Source organism: Calyptranema fuscum S582, assembly GCF_055793305.1.
Map to the genome: position 1 here is coordinate 43,867 of NZ_JBSLYH010000039.1, position 18,198 is coordinate 62,064.

Consider the following 18,198-nt stretch of genomic DNA (forward strand, 5'->3'; position numbering starts at 1 on the left):
GAACAAGTAACATTTTTTGCGGCGTGGGCGACGCCCGCGCCGCAAAAAAACACGCCATGAATACCACTACCAGAATTTCTATGATTCAAAGCGATCGGGGCGTCATGTATCACGGGGTAGCGATCGCTTTGAAGTTGCTTAAATCAACTAATTTGCTTGCTGAGATGATTTAACCCTGATCAGGTTTGGAGCTATGATGAGAGCAAAATAAAACCGATAGACATCCTGCTTTGTCTAGTGATTATGACTTCAGCGGTTATTACGGTTAAATGGACGACTGACCAGTATCATCGGATGATTGATGCTGGCATTTTGGATGATTGTCGGGCTGAATTGCTCAATGGAGAGATTGTTGAGATGTCGCCGGAGAGAGAACCTCATGCTCACTTGAGCAGCAATGCGGCAGACTATATTCGTGAGTTATTACGAGGAAAGGCAACGGTTCGCGAGGGCAAGCCTATCACTTTACCCGGTGATTCAGAGCCAGAACCAGATATTGCTATCGTTCGAGATTTGGGAGACATTTACCTGGAGCATCATCCCTATCCAGAAAATATTTTTTGGCTAATTGAATACTCTAATACAAGTCTCATTAAGGATCTAGAATCAAAACGTCAACTCTATGCTCAGGCTCAGATTCAAGAATATTGGGTTGTCAATCTCAGACAGATGGAACTGATCCTGTTTCGGCATCCGGGGGATGAAGACTATCGCGAGAAACGAACATTGATTGATGGAGTGATTCAGCCTTTAGCCTTTGAAGATATATCGATTGCAGTCAATCGTCTCATTAGAAGAGAATAATTTGGCATTGCTTAGGATCACAGATTAATTAACCTGTAATTCTTTTGAGAGAGCGGCGGCTCCGCCGCTCTCTCAAAAGAATCGGGTTTTATTAAATCTACGATTCTTAATACCCAATTATAGCGGTGTGCAAGTTCGTTAAGTACAGAAACGGTGTTGTGGGGCGCGGAGCGCCCCACAACACCGTACTGAATCAACCTGCACAGCGCTATATTATAATTGGCAAAATTTGCGATCGCGATCGTATTGGGGGTCTTGCCAGGAATAGGCGAAGTGGCTGACGGCGTTGATTTGGGGGGTGGATTGCCGCAGTGCATACATTTGTTGTTCTAGCGGTGGATGGTTGTTGAGGGTTTGCCCCCAAGTTCCTGCCAATGCGGGTTGAATCTGGGTTCCGGGTGAGGCTTGAGACAGTACCCGTTGCACTTGAGACACGATGCAACTGGTATTCCCACAAGACGCATATGCCATGGGATGCCACTCGATGGTGTGGGGAAATCGCTCCCACGGTTGTAATCGAGAATCGTAGCCACCCTGCCCTACTTCTTGATTGCCTTCCGGAAAGAAAACAGCACCTCCTTTGATGTTTTGGCTGGTGATGGGTTGAAGTGCCAGTGTCAAGAAATCGAGAACCCCCTGAACCGCATGAGCAACGCTGAGTTGCCAGAGTTCGGCTTGCAGGTAAGGTTGCAGCCGCTCCGGTGGAGTGGTGGCTAACGGGGCAGATGGCGATCGCCCTTGCCAAAGTGGTTCACTATCCTGGGGATAAAGCGTTTTCAGGGCTTGAATATCGGCAGTGGTGATATATCCCTGGCTGAGAAATCGGCGAATTAATTCTTGACCACTGGGGTTGAGTGCCCGCTGGTACAGTGCCTGTTGGGCAGCGGGACCGTAGACCCACAGATCCTGGACTTGCCCTGCCACTGATGCGGCTCCTTCACCTCTGGGATAACGAATGTAATCGAATAACACGCCATCGGGTCGGCGTTGGGCGATCGCCTGTACCAGTGTGGTGTAGTCTCGTTTGGCTTGACTGCTGTAGGGATCAACAAAGACTTCTTCTGAACTACCGCCGCTAAAACTGATGCTGGTTTGTCCCTGTCCGTTGCGGGCTAACACCTGCTGTGCTTCGGGGCGTTGTGAATAGGAATAGCCAAAGTTGAGTGTAAACATCCAGGCATAGACCTTGAGTCCGCGATCGCGCCCTTTGGCGATCGCCTCTGCTAATAAATCTTTACTTTCATATCCGGGAGCGCGAATCACCGAGGGCCATGCGGTGCGGTTCGTCGCTTCTGGCAACAGCACCTGCCCGTTATAAAACACTTCGACATAGACTTCGTTGTAGCCCCGGTTTACCAGTTGGTCGAGGACATTTTCTAGCACCCCAGCTCGGGCATCGCATGGATAGAGCCGTACCCAAATCGCCTGTCGGGAGGGCCAATTTTGACTGCGACATAGCAACATCTGTTCGGCATGTTGACGGACAAGGGTACGATAGCGGTTTTGAGCCTCGCGATCGCCCTGCAAGGTTGACCTCAGCAGTGTATTCTTTTGGGTGATCGCCTCGGCAGACATGAAGCAATAGTCATTATCATTGCTTTGTGCTTGTGCCCGATCGGTTGGCAAAGACACGCTCAAGGTGCTGGTCATCAACAGGGCAGCTAAAAGATGGTGGGGGTGTCGCCATAAACCCAAGCCAAAACGAAAACGATTCATGCCGTTTGAAATACTCCTCAACCAATGAAAATCATTGACGTATCAGGGTTAAAACAGTTTCCGTTAGTTATAACTGATTTGATGCAGGCTTGGTTGAATCATGATACAGCGTATTGTTTGAGTGTAACCATACTGGGGTTGTGTTAAACCATGTCTCGTGCAGGTGCAAATGTTCGCCAAATGGCGAAAAAACGTCGGTTTAAGGCAGTGATGACGGCAATATGGGCGGCAGGATTGACGCTATTATTGTTGGTTCTATTGATTATGCTGAGCACCGCAGGAGGCGTTTCTGTCCCAGTTTGGGCATATGTCTTGTGTCTGTTGCCGTTGGGGAAAGCGGCGTTAGATGTAGATTATCTGCTGAAACGGGCACGACAGGCAGATCAGGGTGCCGCCGGAGAAGAAGCGATCGCCACGCTCCTCAGTCCCCTGGTGGATAAGGGATGGACAATCGAGTATGGTGTCGAGGATGCCTCTGTGGGCGATATCGATGTGTTTCTGGTGTCTCCCCGAGGCAAAGCTTACACTATTGATGTCAAATCCCATCGCGGGTTGGTTCGTTTTAATGGACAGCAGCTCTATCGCTGTCATGGGCAAACCCGTACTCCATTTGAAAAAGATTTTTTGCTGCAAGCCCAAAAACAAGCGATCGCCATGAAAAATTTGAGAGCGTTAGCTTCGGTGACGCCAATCGTGGCATTTTCTCAGGCGCGGGTTGAGGTGGGTCAAGCGGCGATCGCTGGAGTCTATGTGTTGAGCAAACACGATCTATTACGGCGCTTGCACTACATCGAAGGCGCACCCCCCAAAAAGCACACGTAGAAGCCAGCCATGATCAGTCGTCCTAAAAACGTGATGATTTTTTGTGGCGGTATGCAAATTCGTTAATACCAATTTAATTAGCGATCGCACCAGATAACGTAGGGGCGCATTGCGATGCGCCCTTACAAAAGATTGATGTGCCGTGCAGTCTGTTTAAATCGGTATAAGTAGAAAAACAGCGTTGTGGGGCGCTCCGCGCCCCACAACGCTGTACTGAATCAACCCGCACAGCGCTATGCGTAACCACCACTACCCCATTATCTTTTTTATAAAGACTTTTTAGGCTTGACTGCCCCATTACAATCAATGGATAACAGCCACCATCAGCAAAACCAATGGGCAGTTCTAACCAAATTCTGATTTTGTTCGCGCATCCAGCGTTTGAGAATTCGCGGGTCAATCGCCATCTAATCCGAGCGGTGCAGAACTTAGAGTCTGTTACCATTCACGATCTCTACGAAATCTATCCTGACTTTCACATCAATGTGAAGTACGAGCAAGAATTACTCCTGGCACACAATATCATTGTGTTTCACCATCCCTTCTATTGGTACAGCAGCCCTGCTTTATTGAAAGAATGGCAAGATCTGGTGCTGGAGTATGGTTTTGCTTATGGGCAGGAAGGTACGGCACTGCAAGGTAAAAAGTTCCTGACTGCCATTACCACTGGGGGCATTGAGAAGGCGTACTGTCAGGAAGGCTACAACCGCTACTCTATCCGCGAGTTGCTGGTGCCGTTTGAGCAAACTGCTAATCTATGTGGCATGGATTATTTGCCGCCGTTTGTGGTGCATGGAACGCATAAGTTGAGGGAAGCCAGTGAGATTGTCCGTCATGCCGAAGACTACCGCATGGCGATCGCGGCGCTCCGTGACAACACTGTTGATTGGGAACATCTGAAGCAATTTAAACGGCTCAATCACTACTTAGAACAGGTCATCTACGCTTCAGAGGTTTCGCCCCATGCATAACGAAAACTTCTTTTTTCAAGCCTTTATCTACCTCAGTGCGGCTGTCTTATCGGTGCCGATCGCCAAACGGTTGGGTCTTGGGTCTGTCTTGGGCTATCTGCTGGCGGGTGTAATCATTGGTCCATTTGGGATACACCTGGTCGGGCAAAATGGCGAAGATGTCATGCACTTTGCCGAATTTGGTGTGGTGATGATGTTGTTTTTGGTTGGCTTAGAGCTACAACCCTCGCTGCTATGGCAGTTGCGTGTGCCCATTTTGGGCTTGGGTGGCTTGCAGGTGGGAGTGACGGCACTGGCAGCAGCAGCGATCGCCCTGCTCTTTGGCTTGCCCTGGCAAATGGCAGTGGCAGTGGGCTTGATTTTGGCAATGTCATCCACGGCGATCGTATTGCAGACCCTGAATGAAAAGGGGGTGATGAAAACCGATGCCGGACAGTCTGCTTTCTCCGTCCTGCTGTTTCAAGATATTGCGGTCATTCCGATTCTGGCACTCTTACCCTTGCTGGCGTTTCAAGACACGACATCGGTCAGTTTACTGGCGAGCAATGGAGCGATCGTCGTAGCGGCGGAACAAACGGCAGAGCATGGAGCCAGTCTGCCGGCTTGGCAACAGACGCTGTTGGTGATGCTCACAGTCGGCGGCATTATCGTTGCCGGACGATTTCTCATGCGTCCAATTTTTCGCTTTATTGCCACCACTCGTCTCCGTGAAATTTTCACGGCAACAGCCCTATTGCTGGTCGTTGGAATTGCACTGGCAATGCAACAGGTTGGACTTTCGCCAGCACTGGGAACGTTCGTTGCGGGTGTCGTTCTGGCAGACAACGAATATCGGCATGAACTGGAGAGTGATATTGAACCGTTCAAAGGCTTATTATTGGGATTATTTTTTATCTCCGTCGGAGCCAGTATCAATTTTAATCTCTTGATTCAAGAGCCGTTGCTGATCCTGGGTTTGGTGGTTGGTTTAGCCCTGGTTAAAGGGGCAGTGCTGTTTGGGTTGGGACGATTCTTTCGGTTGGAAATCAGTCAAAGTTTGCTATTTGCTTTTGCGCTGGCACAGGGTGGAGAATTTGCCTTTGTTCTATTCTCATTTGCGACCCAAAATAATGTCCTGACCTCTGCGGTTGCAGCACCTTTGGTTGCGGTCGTGGCATTGTCGATGTTGCTAACGCCATTGATCATGATTTTGCATGATCGGTTTGTTGAACCTCGGTTTATTTCTCCCGATCTGGAGCGGGAAGCCGATGAGATTGATGACAACGAAAACCCCGTCATCATTGCTGGGTTTGGACGCTTTGGGCAGATTGTTGGGCGGTTGTTGCTGGCAAATGGCTTCACGGTCACAATTCTGGATCACAACCCCGCCCAAATTGATATGCTGCGACGGTTTGAATGGAAGATTTTTTATGGGGATGCATCACGCCTTGATTTGCTGCATGCGGCGGGGGCAGAACGGGCGCGCTTGTTGGTGATTGCGATTGATGATCGAGAACGGATTCTCAGCATTGTGCATCTGGCACGCAAGCATTTTCCTCATTTGAAGATTTTGTCGCGGGCACTCGATCGCCGTCATGCTTACGAACTGATTCGCGCCGGGGTAGATGTGATTCAGCGGGATACGTTTGGTTCGTCGCTAGATCTGGGAACGGAAGCCTTAAAGTTTCTGGGTTTCCGATCCTATAAAGCCCAACGGGCAGCCCGGATGTTTAAAGAACATGATGAACAGGCAATGCGCGAGATGGCAACATTTGAAGGAGACGAAAAGGGTCTGGTTGCGCGATCGCGTCAGATGACCAAAGATCTGGAGCAACTGTTGCAGACCGATCATCGCGGTATTTATCACGAAGTCGATCGCGCCTGGGATACGTCTGCATTACGTAAAGAGGTTTGATGGGTGAACTTACAAACCTTGCAAACCCAACTGCAACGGCAACTACAACAGCACCATCCAGACTACGCACCTCATCAGCTCAAGCTTTTGGCACATGGGGAATCGAATGCGATTTATCAACTCAATCACACGGCTCTCGTCAGAGTAGCCGTTAGCACCCCTAATCACCGCTTTGGTGGCGACGTTTGGCGGGTGACAGAGTTTGAACAACGGATTTTGCAATACCTCCAGGGCACCGGCATTGGTCATGATTTGCACGCGGCATTCCTGACGCCCACCCACGATTTTCCGTACAGCTATTTAATTACCAATTTCCTAGAAGGGCGATCGCTGACCTATAGCCGAGAAGACTTGAGCCAATGTGCCCAGACCCTGGCACGATTGCATCGTTTACCCCTGACTAGCTCGTATTCGCTCGATCGGCTCACTGCTCATCTGCCGATCATCTCCAATCCTCTGACGTTATTTTACGAAGAAGCAAACGCCTATGCCCAACCCTATCTCGACTCTGACCGGGCAGACCCCGATATTGTTGAGATGCTACGTGCCCTATTAGCGAAAGCAAAAGCCCGATTGTTTGCGGAACAATGGTTGCACGATCACCCTTATGTTTGTCTGGTTCATAGCGATCATACGTGTGATAACTGGGTGGTGAATCAGCAACACGCGTATTTGATTGATTGGGAATGGGCAGAACTGAGTTCTCCTGCCGGAGATTTAGGGCATTTCCTCTCACCTGTGACTATTCAGCGTTATCAGGGGTATCAACTGCCGTTGCCAGATCGGGAGTTTTTTCTCCAGGCTTATTACAATGCTCTGGAGGATACGGCATTGATTCGAACCATTCAAGCCCATTTTGCTGCTTTTGGGGTATACCCAGCCGTGCGATCGCTGTGTTGGACGGCGGGATATTGGATCACAGCCGTACGCTGGTATGAAGCATCTTTGGACGACAGCCCCAGTGCAGCTAATCGACTGAAGCGCTTTCAGGAAAGTCGGCAACAGTTCCCGCAATTGTGGCAATCGGTAATGGATTGGTTGGCTGAATAATGGCTTTGGGAAAGTGCGGCTCTGCCGCACTTTCCCAAAGCCATGATGGGTTTTATTCTGTCAGGAGACTACTGCCATTAGCGATGCCCACCACAGATAGTGCGATCGCTTTGTTGCCTAGACAACAGACATGGTTTGGAAATCGTGATAATGTTTCCACATCTAATACTTGCGATAGGCAAGCATTGGCGTTTCTGACTAGCAGTCCGAGAGGGCTGCTTTTTTATTGCCTGGATATTGGCGATCGCCCCAACCCTATCGCACGGTTTCAAATGTATTGTTAATTTTTTGGCAAGGCGCGCGGAGCGCGCCTTGCCAAAAAATTAACAACACATCTAGAACATCACCCACTCGTTTTGAGAGAGCAACGGCGAAGCCGTTGCTCTCTCAAAACGGGATCGGTGCTCCTAAGACAACGCGATGGTTTTGATCAAGGTGCGATTCAGGTCGATCAAGGATTTTTGGTCGGGCCAAAAAATCGGGGGTAGTTGATCGAGGGGAAACCAGGCGGCTGCTTGGCGAAATTTTGGATCGGTGGGTTTGCCCTCGATCTGAGTGGTTGAAAACAGAAAATAGTGGATTTTTTTCCAGGTCTTTTTGGCAAAGCTGAGTCGTTCTTGCATCCCTAGCTCGGCGAGCAGATGCAGATCGTGCAGACCTGCTTCTTCGGCAATCTCGCGTTGAGCAGCCTGGGCGATCGTTTCTCCGGCTTCAACCCGCCCTTTCGGCAACACATATTTGCGATCGCGTCCTTCTTGCACCAGGGCAATATAAATTTGATCGGCAGCCACCCGAATCACAATGCCGCCTGCGGATGTTTCTTCGGGAATGTTGGGGGGACGATGATACCAACTATCGTCAATCATGCGCATCATGCGGCAGACTCCAAAGCGGACTCCGAAGCAGGTGTCGGAGGCAGATAATAGCTGGTCACCAGGGCAATCATCAACCACCACAGCGTGCTGACTTGAGGCCGATACCAGACCGTATCAACCAAGCCGTGAGATAACATGCCCAAAAGGATGGCGATCGCGGCAATTAACCAAAAGCCCTCGCGATTTTCCATCTGGCGCAATTGTTGAATTCGCTGCCAACCCTGGTTGATCGTCACTAATAGCAACCAGAGGAAACAGGTCATGCCAATCACCCCGGTTTCTACCAAAATTTCTAAAAAGATAGAGTAGGCACTCAATGCCGTATAGCCAGCCCGTTGATAGTGGGGATATACCTTATTAAACGCTTCATTGCCGGGACCAATTCCTAAAATGGGGCGATCGGCAATCATTTGCTGCACAGCTGCCCAGACATTCAAGCGAAAATTATTACTGCTATCTTCACGTCCGGCAAAAATGCTGGAAACCCGCTCTCGTAAGGGATCAACGGTGGTGACAGCAATCATGACAACGGCGACAGAAACACCGAGCAAAACAGGCAATGCCCACATTCGCCACGCTCTGGGTAGATAGATGCTAAACCAATGAATCAGCAACATCAGCATGACGAAACCTGCGACCACGTAGGCAATCCAGCCGCCCCGGCTAAACGTCAGGATTAAGCAGGCAGAGTTGACGACAAACATAGTTAATGCCAGGGCTTTTGCCCCCCAATGCCGCCAGGCAAAAAAGGCAGCAGCACTCAAAAATGTGGCGGGTAAAAGATAAGCCGCTAACAAATTGGGATTGCCCAGATAACTATAGACGCGAGTGGTTCCAGCCAGGGATGATTCGGCATCGACCCAGGTTGCCAGCGCATCGGCACCAAAAAACCATTGACGAATGCCAAAAATACTGACGACCAGGGCAACATGCAGATAAAGGGTGATCACCAGCGATCGCAACCGGGGCGATCGCAAGATCCGTGACAGCAAGATGAAGAGCAAAATATAAAGCGTCAGTTTAATCAACCCCTGCAATGCTTGCGATCGCACAGGCGAAAGGGCGGTTGCAAAGACCGAAATCCCCCAGTAGAGCAACACCAATAGGTGAATGGGGGTCATGCCGACCCTGCCATCGTCTGACACCGTCAACAAGACCCAAAAGGCAGCACACGCCAGTAACAACAGCCCAATCAGATCCGTTGAAACAAACGGAGCAAACCCATAGACCAGCATGACAAACACCGCACCCAGCGGTTCTGCCCACTGCATCAGCCAGCTTCCCTGCCGCCACGGTTTGAGCAACCCCACCAGTCGATGAGCATAGCTTGCTTGCCCCCACAGGGCGGGAGACAAATTCATTAAGGTCAATTGTTGCCAGACCGAGTTCATACACGTTTGCCGAGAAAAGCAGGAAAAACGCCACCTAACAAAATATAGCGCCTCATGCTGAGATCCAATAGGGTGGTTTTGTGGGGGCAAGGCTTTGACCAAACAACTCTATTTATAACGGCGAGCAATCTGGTTGCGGACAGAAACGGTATTGTGGGGGCGCTCCGCGCCCCCGCAATACCGTACCCGCGTAGCGTTGCTGATGTTGAGGATGAGTTTGGACGGGAAACCAGAGGTTTCCCGTCCAAACTCATCCCGGTATTATGCGAACATGAGTTTTTGCATCCTGGGGGCAAATGATGCGAGTGGTGATTCAACGGGTGCGATCGTCTCACGTTTCTGTTGATGGTGACGTGATCGGAAAAATTGGCACTGGGCTAACGCTTTTAGTCGGCATTGCTGCCACCGATACGCCTGCCGAATTGGATTGGATGGCGCGCAAATGTCTGGATCTGAGACTCTTCCCGGATGGAGAGGCGGGACGTTTCGATCGCTCGGTTCAGGAGATTGGCGGGGAACTGCTGGTGATCAGCCAATTTACTCTGTATGGCGATAGTCGCAAAGGGCGTCGCCCGTCCTTTGATCAGGCAGCCTCCCCCGATCGTGCCAAGCAACTCTATGAACAATTTGTCGATAAACTGAGAACCAGCGGGCTGCGGATCGAGACTGGCAAATTTGGTGCCATGATGCAGGTGTCGATTGATAACAGTGGTCCCGTAACCCTGGTATTAGAACGAGAAGCAGAACAATAGCCGCTTCGAGAACTTAAAGTTTTTGTCAAGGCTCTTTGCTTTTTGTTTAAGTATGTATAAAAAGTTTTAATCTATACAGAAGCCAGAATTCTTGACGGCTTATACTAAAGTTAGCTAATGTAAAAAAGTATTGCAAATTAATACATTCAAGTAAAGATTATGCGTCACTTTGCAGATTTAGCCTCGGGTCAATTTTCCCAAAACTATGACTCGTCTGATCTGCGGTTGCCCTCTAACCTGACTATTTTTTGTGACTTTGACGGGCCGTTGGTTGATGTGTCCGATCGCTACTACAGCACGTATCAATTGGGTTTATCCGAAGTCCAATCGGTCTATCAAGCTCAGGGAATCAACCTGCCGATTCATTGTTTAACCAAAGAGCAGTTTTGGCAGATGAAGCGCGATCGCCTGCCCGATGTTGAAATTGCCATGCGGTCTGGCTTATATGGCGATCAGATCGACTGCTTTCTTCAGCATGTGCAGCACATCGTCAATCAACCTACGTTGCTCTACCAAGATGCCCTACAGCCCGGTGTTCGGTGGGCGTTGACGCTATTTCATGCCCTTGGTGCTCAATTGGTTTTGGTCACGCTGCGCTGTCAGCAACAAGCCGCGCAGATTTTAGAAAGTAATGGTCTGCTGCAACTTTTTAGTGATATTCGCGGCACTAGCGACCAAACCTTTGCCTACGCCAATTCTGCGGAACAGAAAACTCAATTGCTTAAGTCGGTGGTTTCCGATCGGCTGTGGCAGCATACGCACACCGACAATGCCTGGATGATTGGCGATACGGAAGCAGATATTTTAGCTGGGCAAGCCTCTGGCATTCCCACCATCGCCCTTACCTGTGGGATTCGTAGCCGCAGCTATCTGGAAAAATTTGACCCCACTCGGATTCACAGCGATTTACTCTCGGCGGCTCATTATTTGATGTGCCATTACGAAAGCCTATCGGCGATCGCCAAATAAGCTTAGGGTTGCGAACACTAAGGATCATGGATTTAATAACCCGTAATTCTTGGGTAAGGGCGCACGGCGGTGCGCCCCTACAGAACACTTGACTGATAGGAATTATTTAATCCGCGATCCTAAGGATTTTTTACCAAATGCTACGCCCCTACGTCAGGGCAACATAATAAGTTGAGAGCGTGCGACGGCAAAGCCGTCGCACGCTCTCAACTTAATTAGAGTAAATTGATATGGGATCTTCAGGGGGTAGAAGCCAGGGGGTTGGGATCGCGCCAGAAGACGATCGAGCCGCTCAGGGGCAAGACCTGGGTACCGGGATAGTAGAAACTAAGGATGCGATCGCTCGTCCAGTTTAAGTCTCCCAGATGATAGGCTCCGGTTTGGCTCATGCCAACCCCATGCCCTAAGCCACCCCCCACAAAAACATAGCCTTTGACAATCCTGGCAGGTGCAGGGTTAAGGGGAGATTGGGGATTGCTGGCAGGGGGTTGTTGGGGGTCTAATGCCTGCGGATCGGGGGAGGGAGCCTGGGTGTCTAAGGTGGGAGGTTGAGGCAGTTCTTCGTAAATGGGATCTACGTAAAATAGAGTGCTGTTGGGCGCATAGAGTGCCCGCAAAATTTCATCCTTTTCTAACGTCACCAACCCCAGATCGGTTTGGATTTTAACCTGGCGTACCCGTCCGGCAGGCGATCGCTCGGTTACTTCTAAACTCGTAATCTGGCTAAAATTTGCCAGCGGGTGTTGTTTGCTCTGCAAATATTTCTGCAAATCTGCGGCAATTTCGGGCAACGAGCTTTCAATCCGCCAGCGGAACATATCCCAGCCGACTTCATTAAAGCCTTCGGTTTGGCTAATGAAACTGCGGAAGCTGCGTTCATCTGCCAAACTCACTCGGGATAAATTCCAGGTATTTTGCACAGAATCTACAACGGCTCGCAGATAGGGGCGATCGGGACCATTCCAAACATCGCTGAAGGGGGCTGTAATCCCGCCTGTGGTCGAGGAATAGAGAGCATCTACCAATTCATTTTGGTAGGTCAGCACTTTCCCGCGTGTGGCAGCGATCGCCTGGTCGGTTACCTCGGCAGTCCCTGATAAGCCTTCGTATACCTGGCATTGGGTATCCGCACAGAGTTGATAGTTATCGATAGCAAAACGACGCAAATTTCTCAGGGCATAGGTTCGTGCCAAAATTGCCTGGGCTTCGATCGTCGTACGCGGGGCACCCACACCAATTTCGTGGGGCACAACGCCGCGTAAATAGGTTTCTAAGGGGACTCGATTGACCAGCGTATAGTTGCCATAGGCATTGGTTTGCAGGCGCAAGGTACCCGCATAGAGGCTGCGAGTGCTGGCATCATCGTTGAGGGTGACGTAGACCCGACGATTGCCACTGCTAATGCTGAGGTCGTCGCGTTGATAGCGGAATCCCTCGACGGTAAAGGCAGCTTTGGGAATTTGGCGTTGGATCTGGCTATCTAAAAATGCCGTGTTAGAGCCATGCGACTGAATGTTTTGCATCAACAGCCGCCGCAACAGGGGGGTACGGTAGGTATCGCGTTTTGCCCAGACCTGCCATTGCCGGGGTTGAGCAATTTCGACGTCAATTCCCTGCGATCGCCATTGAACAGCACTATCTTCAGCGCTTTCAAAACTTCGATGGGTGCTCAAAACTACCCGTTCTACTACCGCAGGTTCGGGCAGGGGTTGGGCAGACACTTCAATTTTGACCGAGCCGGTTGTATTGACGGTTTGCTTTTGCTCACCCGTTTGAAACTCCAGGGTGAGGCGATCGCCCGATAGCGGTTCGACGGTGATCTTATCGGTTGGGTTGGTGCCAAATCGCTGCACAATACCCACGTCTAAATTGGGTTCGGGCAAGTCTTGAGCGGTTCCAGGTTCAGCCGCTAAGCCAACCGCACAGGCTGTAGCCAGGGCTATCCCAGCCAAACGCCCAATTCGAGTCGATCGTTTAAGACAGGTAGGCGAAACGGGCACGAGGTCAATTGTGCCAGGAGTCGCAGATTGGGACTGTTTACTCATGCTGTATTCCGACGCAAAAGACTGAAGGGAGGTTTCAGCGTTAAAGGTTAGTTGCAAAATCGGGGAGCCGTTTTGCTGTTTTGCTGATGGGTGTGAACGGTTCGCTGAGCGAACCGTTCACACCCATCAGCAAAACACTGGAAGCATAAACTAAATGGGTTAAGGGAAGGATAAGGCGGCGGACTCTAATACCATTAAGTCGTACAGGTGATACCCCTGGATCAGAATTTTACCTTGATACCCAGTTTTAAACCGTTTGTCAGTTACTAAAGAAGTGAAGGCAAAAAATTCGAGGCTCCGGTCTAATACTAGCCAAATCTCGATAGATTTAACCGGATGATTTGTGGAATTTTTATACCAAATCGCCGTATTTTGTTGGGTTCGTTTTGATTGAGTCTAAGATCAATAAATGAGCGATGAAGTGTTTGCACTACTTAGGATAGCTCTATAGTGCAGGGCAAAGGGTGGAACAACACAATGGCTAGACATATGGTAAATGGGGCAATCCCAGGTTTGGGAAAGATGATACTTGCAGGTGGATCTGGAGTTTGGTTGGGGTTCTTAGCAATTCCTGCGATCGCCACTCCCATCCCTGCTACTCCCCGACAGGTCACTCCTTTACACGCCACTTCTGGACACCACCCCATCCTGGTTAACCACTTCATGCATTCGGGGGGATGGGCGATCGCCCAGGCATCGAGCAATCCCGATACCAGAGGCTATATGCCACCCGATCGGGGGCTACCAGGCCGACGAGAGGGCGGTGGTACACGGGGAGCCAGCATTATTGAAGGTCAGCCGTTGACCGCTCTGATTCCCGATACCAATCTGGGTCTGACCCTGGCTGACTATCCCAGCTTTTTCTTCTACATTCCTCCTACCGATGGGCTGACGGCAGAGTTTATCTTGTTTGATGCCAACTACACCGAGATCTATCGAACCCTGGTGACGTTGCCGAGTGAGTCTGGAATTTTAAACATTCCCCTGCCTACAGACGGGTCTATTCTGCCGCTAGCGGTTGATCAAGATTATCACTGGTTCTTTTCCATTGTTTCAGACCCGCAAGATCGCAGTAGTGACATTTATGTCGAAGGCTGGGTGCAGCGTGTTGCCGCCGATGAGACTCTGACTCAGGCGTTAGCGGGGGCAACCCCTGCGGAGCGTCCGACACTGTATGCTGCCTCGGGCATCTGGTTTGATAGCTTGATGGATCTGGCAGCCCTGCGCCAGGAAAATCCTGAGAATGCGGATGCGATCGCCCAATGGGAAGCCTTTCTGACTGATGTAGGATTAGAGGCGATTGCGGCTGAACCGTTGCTTACCTCTCCAGCCGAGGGTGCGCCTCTGCTGAATACCCTACCCAATCCCCAACAGACGGGGGCACACAACCTTCCAGATATCCGAACGTTGGATCGTCCGGTTCCAGCAATCCCCATGCCTACTCCTGCCCCCTCGCCCCAGTCAACCGATGAAGAGAGTCATCCTGATGCGTCAGAATCGAATTCGTCAGGAGCCATTATCCCTTCAGACTAAGAGAGATAGTGCAACCAGCTATCCATCGTCAGGCAGCTGGCGCTGGCTTTCGACGGCTCTATTGTTGGCGATTGCTAACGTTGCCGGGATGCCGTTTGAGCTGTTACCTGGGCTGGGGCTGCCAGTGGCTTTAGCGCAACCCACACCTCAACCCAATTCTCGTTCTACTGCCAATCGCCTATTTCAGCAAGGCAACCAGCTATTTCACCAGAGTCAGTTTCGAGAGGCTTTGGCGAGTTATCAGCAAGCATGGGGGGTGTATCAATCGCTTGATCGTTCGCTCCGGCAACAGGGCGAAACACTCTACAATATGGCGGTGTGTTTTCGGATTTTGGGACGTTATTCTGAAGCTGAGGATGCGGCTAACCAGGCTCTGGCGATCGCCCAGCAGATTGACTATCCTGCTTTGCAGGGGTTGAGCCTGGGTGAGTTGGGTGTGATTGATTACAGCCGCAGCAACTATCCGCAGGCGTTAGCGTACTATCAGCAAGCCCTCGATCTGAGTCGCGCCATTAGCAATACTGCCCTCGAAGGACAAATGCTTGATCATATGGGCGTGGTCTACCGTCGCCAGGGCGACTATCAGCAGGCATTGGATCTGCATCAACAGGCATTGCCGTTAGTGCAAACGGGTTCTGATCAAGCCGTCGAAGCGCGAGTGGTGAATAATATCGGGATTGTGTACGATGCCCTGGGCGACTATCGTCAGGCGTTGGAGTGGAATGAACGTGCTTTAGATCTGAGCCGAGAAGCTGGCAGTCGATACATTGAAGCGCGGGTTCTCAGCAGCATTGGGGTGACATATGACAATCTGGGGGACTATGCTCAGGCGCTAGAGATCTATCAACAAGCGCTGGCAATTCATCAAGACATTGGCAATGTGGCAGAAGCCGGACGTACGCTCAATAATATCGCTGGCATCTACACTCGATTGGGCAATTACGATCAAGCATTGACGGTTTATCAACAGGCGCTGCAACTGCGATCGCAACTGGGCGATCGCCAGGGTGAAGCCGTTAGCCTGGGCAGCATTGGATTGATTTATTGGAATTTGGGTCAGTATGATTCGGCGTTAACCTACTATCACCAAGCGTTGACGTTAAATCAAACTATTGGCAATCGCCCTGGCGAAAGCGACATTCTCAGTAATATCGGGGGCGTTTACTATAGCCGGGGTACCTATGCTGAGGCATTGCAGTATGAGCAGCAAGCGCTAGCGATTCGGCAGGAAATTGGCGATCGCAGAGGTCAGGGCTACAGCCTCAACAGTTTGGGAGGGATGTATTACACCCTGGGGCAGTATGATCAAGCGCTAACTTACTATCAGCAAGCCTTAGACATTCGGCAAACAATCGGCGATCGCACGGGAACGGGCAGCACGTTGAATAATATGGGTTTGGTGTATGCCCTTCAGGGAGAATCAGAAGCGGCGTTGGACTACTACCAATCGGCGCTGGCAATCCGACAGCAGGTGGGCGATCGCAATGGTGAAGCCTACACCTTGAATAACATAGGGGTGATTTACCATCGGCTAACCCAGTACGACCAGGCACTGAGCGCGCTTGAGTCTGCCCTGACGATTCGACAGGAGATTGGCGATCGCGCGGGGGAAGCGGCAACGTTGAATAACATGGCGCTGGTTAACGAATCTCTCAACCAGTTTCCGGAAGCGCTGGAGACCTATCATCAGGCAGCAGAAATTTTTCAGGAGGTTGGCGATCGCGCGGGGGAACGTCTGGCATTTAGCAATCTGGGGCGGTTGCTGGCAGCCCAACAGCAATCGGCACTGGCAATTTTGTTTTACAAACGCTCGGTCAATTTGAGTGAAGCGATTCGGCAAGACTTGACCGGACTATCGCCCGAACTCCAGGCATCGTACACCGAGACGGTTGCCACCACTTATCGCAACCTGGCAGATTTGTTGCTACAAGACGATCGGGTACTCGAAGCCCAGCAAGTTTTGGACTTACTCAAAGTTCAGGAATTGGATGATTATCTGCGAGATGTGCGGGGCAATGAGCAAACAGCACAAGGGTTAGAGTATTGGCAGCCGGAACAGAAAATTTTAGACCTATACGATCAGGCGATCGCTCAGGGGCATGAATTAGCCCAACTGTCTCAGATTCCGCAAGCTCAACGCACTCCAGCCCAACAGCAACGCTTAGCCGAACTGGTTGCCAATCAGCAAACCTTGACGCTAAGTTTTTATGATTTTCTTGATCGCCCTGAAGTCCTGGAAGCCGTAGACGAATTAAGTCGTTCGACTCGACGGCAGAGCATCGATCCGGCGCAGTTCACGACCCTGCAAGATAATTTGACGGCTCTCAATGCCGTTCTGCTCTATCCGTTGATCTTGCCCGATCGGTTGGAACTTGTATTGGTCACACCCAACGCTCCCCCAATCCGGCGAACCGTGCCCGTCGGTCGGGAAGACTTGAACCGAGCCATTCTCCAGTTTCGATCTGCACTTACCAATCGCACGACAAACTCCCTGCCTCAGGCACAAAACCTGTATCGCTGGTTAATTCAGCCGATTGAAGCCGATCTGGCACAGGCGAATGTAGATACCATTCTCTATGCCCCCGACGGACAACTCCGCTACATTCCGCTGGCAGCGCTGCATGACGGCCAGCAATGGTTGATTCAACGGTTTCAGATCAACTACATTACTGCCCTGTCTCTGAGCGAATTTGATACGCCACCGCAGACCGATTTACGGGTGCTGGCAGCAGCCTTTACGCAGGGAAGTGTGAGTTTTCAGATCGGCACTCGCGAGTTTCGCTTTGGTGGGCTACCGTTTGCAGCGATTGAGGTAGAAAATATTGCTGCCGAAGTGCCCAATACAACGGAGCTGTTTAACCATGATTTCACACGCTCTGAGTTAGAACCGCGCTTGATCGATCACAATGTGATTCATCTGGCGACCCATGCAGAGTTTGTCCCTGGAAACCCAGAAGATTCGTTTATTGTGTTGGGCGATGGCGATCGCGTGACCCTGCGCGACATCACAACCTGGCAATTGCAAAATGTCGATTTAGTGGTGTTAAGTGCCTGTAAAACGGCAGTTGGCGGGGCACTCGGTAATGGGGAAGAAATTTTAGGGTTTGGCTACCAGATTCAACGCACCGGAGCCAGAGCGGCGATCGCCTCCCTCTGGTCAGTGGATGATGGCGGCACCCAACTGTTGATGAATGCGTTTTATGCTGGGTTAGAACAGGGGTTATCTAAAACCGAAGCGTTGCAACAGGCACAGATCAGTTTGATTACGGGCGACTATGATGCGCTGGGTTTAACCGTCGCCCCCGAACGCCTCACCTATGTCGATCGTCCGTATTATTGGGCACCGTTTATTTTGATTGGGAATGGATTATAAGGA

General features: G+C 50.7%; 14 protein-coding genes. 10 read left to right on the forward strand and 4 right to left on the reverse strand.

Annotated elements, in window-relative coordinates:
- Positions 1-243: 243 nt before the first annotated feature.
- Positions 244-804: a Uma2 family endonuclease gene (locus ACR6Z4_RS22930; protein ID WP_479719652.1), complete on the forward strand. Its 561-nt coding sequence runs from the start codon at positions 244-246 to the stop codon at positions 802-804.
- Between the two features lie 213 nt (positions 805-1,017).
- Here the strand turns inward: ACR6Z4_RS22930 and ACR6Z4_RS22935 are convergent, their stop codons facing one another.
- Positions 1,018-2,520, reverse strand: a complete 1,503-nt coding sequence (locus ACR6Z4_RS22935) for a family 10 glycosylhydrolase (protein ID WP_479719653.1) — start codon at positions 2,518-2,520, stop codon at positions 1,018-1,020.
- 150 nt (positions 2,521-2,670) lie between these two features.
- On the opposite strand from ACR6Z4_RS22935, the gene ACR6Z4_RS22940 reads away from it, so the two are divergent.
- From ACR6Z4_RS22940 to ACR6Z4_RS22960, 5 genes are all read left to right on the forward strand, one after another.
- A complete protein-coding gene (locus ACR6Z4_RS22940) occupies positions 2,671-3,342 on the forward strand; it encodes a nuclease-related domain-containing protein (protein WP_479719654.1) in 672 nt (223 codons plus the stop codon).
- A 335-nt stretch (positions 3,343-3,677) separates the two neighbouring features.
- On the forward strand, positions 3,678-4,313 hold the full coding sequence (kefF, locus tag ACR6Z4_RS22945) for a glutathione-regulated potassium-efflux system oxidoreductase KefF (protein ID WP_479719655.1): 636 nt from the start codon (positions 3,678-3,680) through the stop codon (positions 4,311-4,313).
- Positions 4,306-6,207, forward strand: coding sequence for a monovalent cation:proton antiporter-2 (CPA2) family protein (locus ACR6Z4_RS22950; protein WP_479719656.1), 1,902 nt, complete (start codon positions 4,306-4,308; stop codon positions 6,205-6,207). The genes kefF and ACR6Z4_RS22950 overlap by 8 nt, the downstream gene beginning before the upstream one ends.
- A 3-nt stretch (positions 6,208-6,210) precedes the next feature.
- Positions 6,211-7,257: a phosphotransferase family protein gene (locus tag ACR6Z4_RS22955; protein WP_479719657.1), complete on the forward strand. Its 1,047-nt coding sequence runs from the start codon at positions 6,211-6,213 to the stop codon at positions 7,255-7,257.
- Positions 7,257-7,541 carry a hypothetical protein gene (locus ACR6Z4_RS22960; RefSeq protein ID WP_479719658.1) on the forward strand — a complete coding sequence of 95 codons (285 nt, stop codon included), beginning with the start codon at positions 7,257-7,259 and terminating at the stop codon, positions 7,539-7,541. Before ACR6Z4_RS22955 ends, ACR6Z4_RS22960 begins: the two co-directional genes overlap by 1 nt.
- A 123-nt stretch (positions 7,542-7,664) precedes the next feature.
- On the opposite strand, the gene ACR6Z4_RS22965 is transcribed toward ACR6Z4_RS22960, so the two are convergent.
- On the reverse strand, positions 7,665-8,132 hold the full coding sequence (locus ACR6Z4_RS22965) for an NUDIX hydrolase (protein WP_479719659.1): 468 nt from the start codon (positions 8,130-8,132) through the stop codon (positions 7,665-7,667).
- The gene (locus ACR6Z4_RS22970; protein ID WP_479719660.1) at positions 8,129-9,523 is read right to left on the reverse strand and encodes an IctB family putative bicarbonate transporter; all 1,395 of its coding nucleotides are present in this window, start codon (positions 9,521-9,523) and stop codon (positions 8,129-8,131) included. Before ACR6Z4_RS22970 ends, ACR6Z4_RS22965 begins: the two co-directional genes overlap by 4 nt.
- A gap of 299 nt (positions 9,524-9,822) precedes the next feature.
- On the opposite strand from ACR6Z4_RS22970, the gene dtd reads away from it, so the two are divergent.
- Together dtd and ACR6Z4_RS22980 are read left to right on the forward strand one after the other, a co-directional pair.
- The gene (dtd, locus tag ACR6Z4_RS22975; RefSeq protein WP_479719680.1) at positions 9,823-10,275 is read left to right on the forward strand and encodes a D-aminoacyl-tRNA deacylase; all 453 of its coding nucleotides are present in this window, start codon (positions 9,823-9,825) and stop codon (positions 10,273-10,275) included.
- Between the two features lie 159 nt (positions 10,276-10,434).
- A complete protein-coding gene (locus ACR6Z4_RS22980) occupies positions 10,435-11,244 on the forward strand; it encodes an HAD family hydrolase (protein ID WP_479719661.1) in 810 nt (269 codons plus the stop codon).
- A 239-nt stretch (positions 11,245-11,483) separates the two neighbouring features.
- Here the strand turns inward: ACR6Z4_RS22980 and ACR6Z4_RS22985 are convergent, their stop codons facing one another.
- Entirely contained in the window at positions 11,484-13,289 is a 1,806-nt protein-coding gene (locus tag ACR6Z4_RS22985) for a SpoIID/LytB domain-containing protein (RefSeq protein ID WP_479719662.1), read from the reverse strand.
- Positions 13,290-13,766: 477 nt separating this feature from the next.
- Between ACR6Z4_RS22985 and ACR6Z4_RS22990 the strand changes: the two genes are divergently transcribed.
- Positions 13,767-14,822, forward strand: coding sequence for a DUF928 domain-containing protein (locus ACR6Z4_RS22990; protein WP_479719663.1), 1,056 nt, complete (start codon positions 13,767-13,769; stop codon positions 14,820-14,822).
- Positions 14,758-18,195: a CHAT domain-containing protein gene (locus tag ACR6Z4_RS22995; protein WP_479719664.1), complete on the forward strand. Its 3,438-nt coding sequence runs from the start codon at positions 14,758-14,760 to the stop codon at positions 18,193-18,195. The genes ACR6Z4_RS22990 and ACR6Z4_RS22995 overlap by 65 nt, the downstream gene beginning before the upstream one ends.
- Positions 18,196-18,198 lie beyond the last annotated feature (3 nt).

What these genes read in the sequence shown, in the direction of transcription:
- ACR6Z4_RS22930 (WP_479719652.1), top strand. Translation starts at nt 244, where the DNA reads ATGACTTCAGCGGTTATTACGGTTAAATGGACGACTGACCAGTATCAT.
- ACR6Z4_RS22935 (WP_479719653.1), bottom strand. Translation starts at nt 2,520, where the DNA reads ATGAATCGTTTTCGTTTTGGCTTGGGTTTATGGCGACACCCCCACCAT.
- ACR6Z4_RS22940 (WP_479719654.1), top strand. Translation starts at nt 2,671, where the DNA reads ATGTCTCGTGCAGGTGCAAATGTTCGCCAAATGGCGAAAAAACGTCGG.
- kefF (WP_479719655.1), top strand. Translation starts at nt 3,678, where the DNA reads ATGGGCAGTTCTAACCAAATTCTGATTTTGTTCGCGCATCCAGCGTTT.
- ACR6Z4_RS22950 (WP_479719656.1), top strand. Translation starts at nt 4,306, where the DNA reads ATGCATAACGAAAACTTCTTTTTTCAAGCCTTTATCTACCTCAGTGCG.
- ACR6Z4_RS22960 (WP_479719658.1), top strand. Translation starts at nt 7,257, where the DNA reads ATGGCTTTGGGAAAGTGCGGCTCTGCCGCACTTTCCCAAAGCCATGAT.
- ACR6Z4_RS22965 (WP_479719659.1), bottom strand. Translation starts at nt 8,132, where the DNA reads ATGATGCGCATGATTGACGATAGTTGGTATCATCGTCCCCCCAACATT.
- ACR6Z4_RS22970 (WP_479719660.1), bottom strand. Translation starts at nt 9,523, where the DNA reads ATGAACTCGGTCTGGCAACAATTGACCTTAATGAATTTGTCTCCCGCC.
- dtd (WP_479719680.1), top strand. Translation starts at nt 9,823, where the DNA reads ATGCGAGTGGTGATTCAACGGGTGCGATCGTCTCACGTTTCTGTTGAT.
- ACR6Z4_RS22980 (WP_479719661.1), top strand. Translation starts at nt 10,435, where the DNA reads ATGCGTCACTTTGCAGATTTAGCCTCGGGTCAATTTTCCCAAAACTAT.
- ACR6Z4_RS22985 (WP_479719662.1), bottom strand. Translation starts at nt 13,289, where the DNA reads ATGAGTAAACAGTCCCAATCTGCGACTCCTGGCACAATTGACCTCGTG.
- ACR6Z4_RS22990 (WP_479719663.1), top strand. Translation starts at nt 13,767, where the DNA reads ATGGCTAGACATATGGTAAATGGGGCAATCCCAGGTTTGGGAAAGATG.
- ACR6Z4_RS22995 (WP_479719664.1), top strand. Translation starts at nt 14,758, where the DNA reads ATGAAGAGAGTCATCCTGATGCGTCAGAATCGAATTCGTCAGGAGCCA.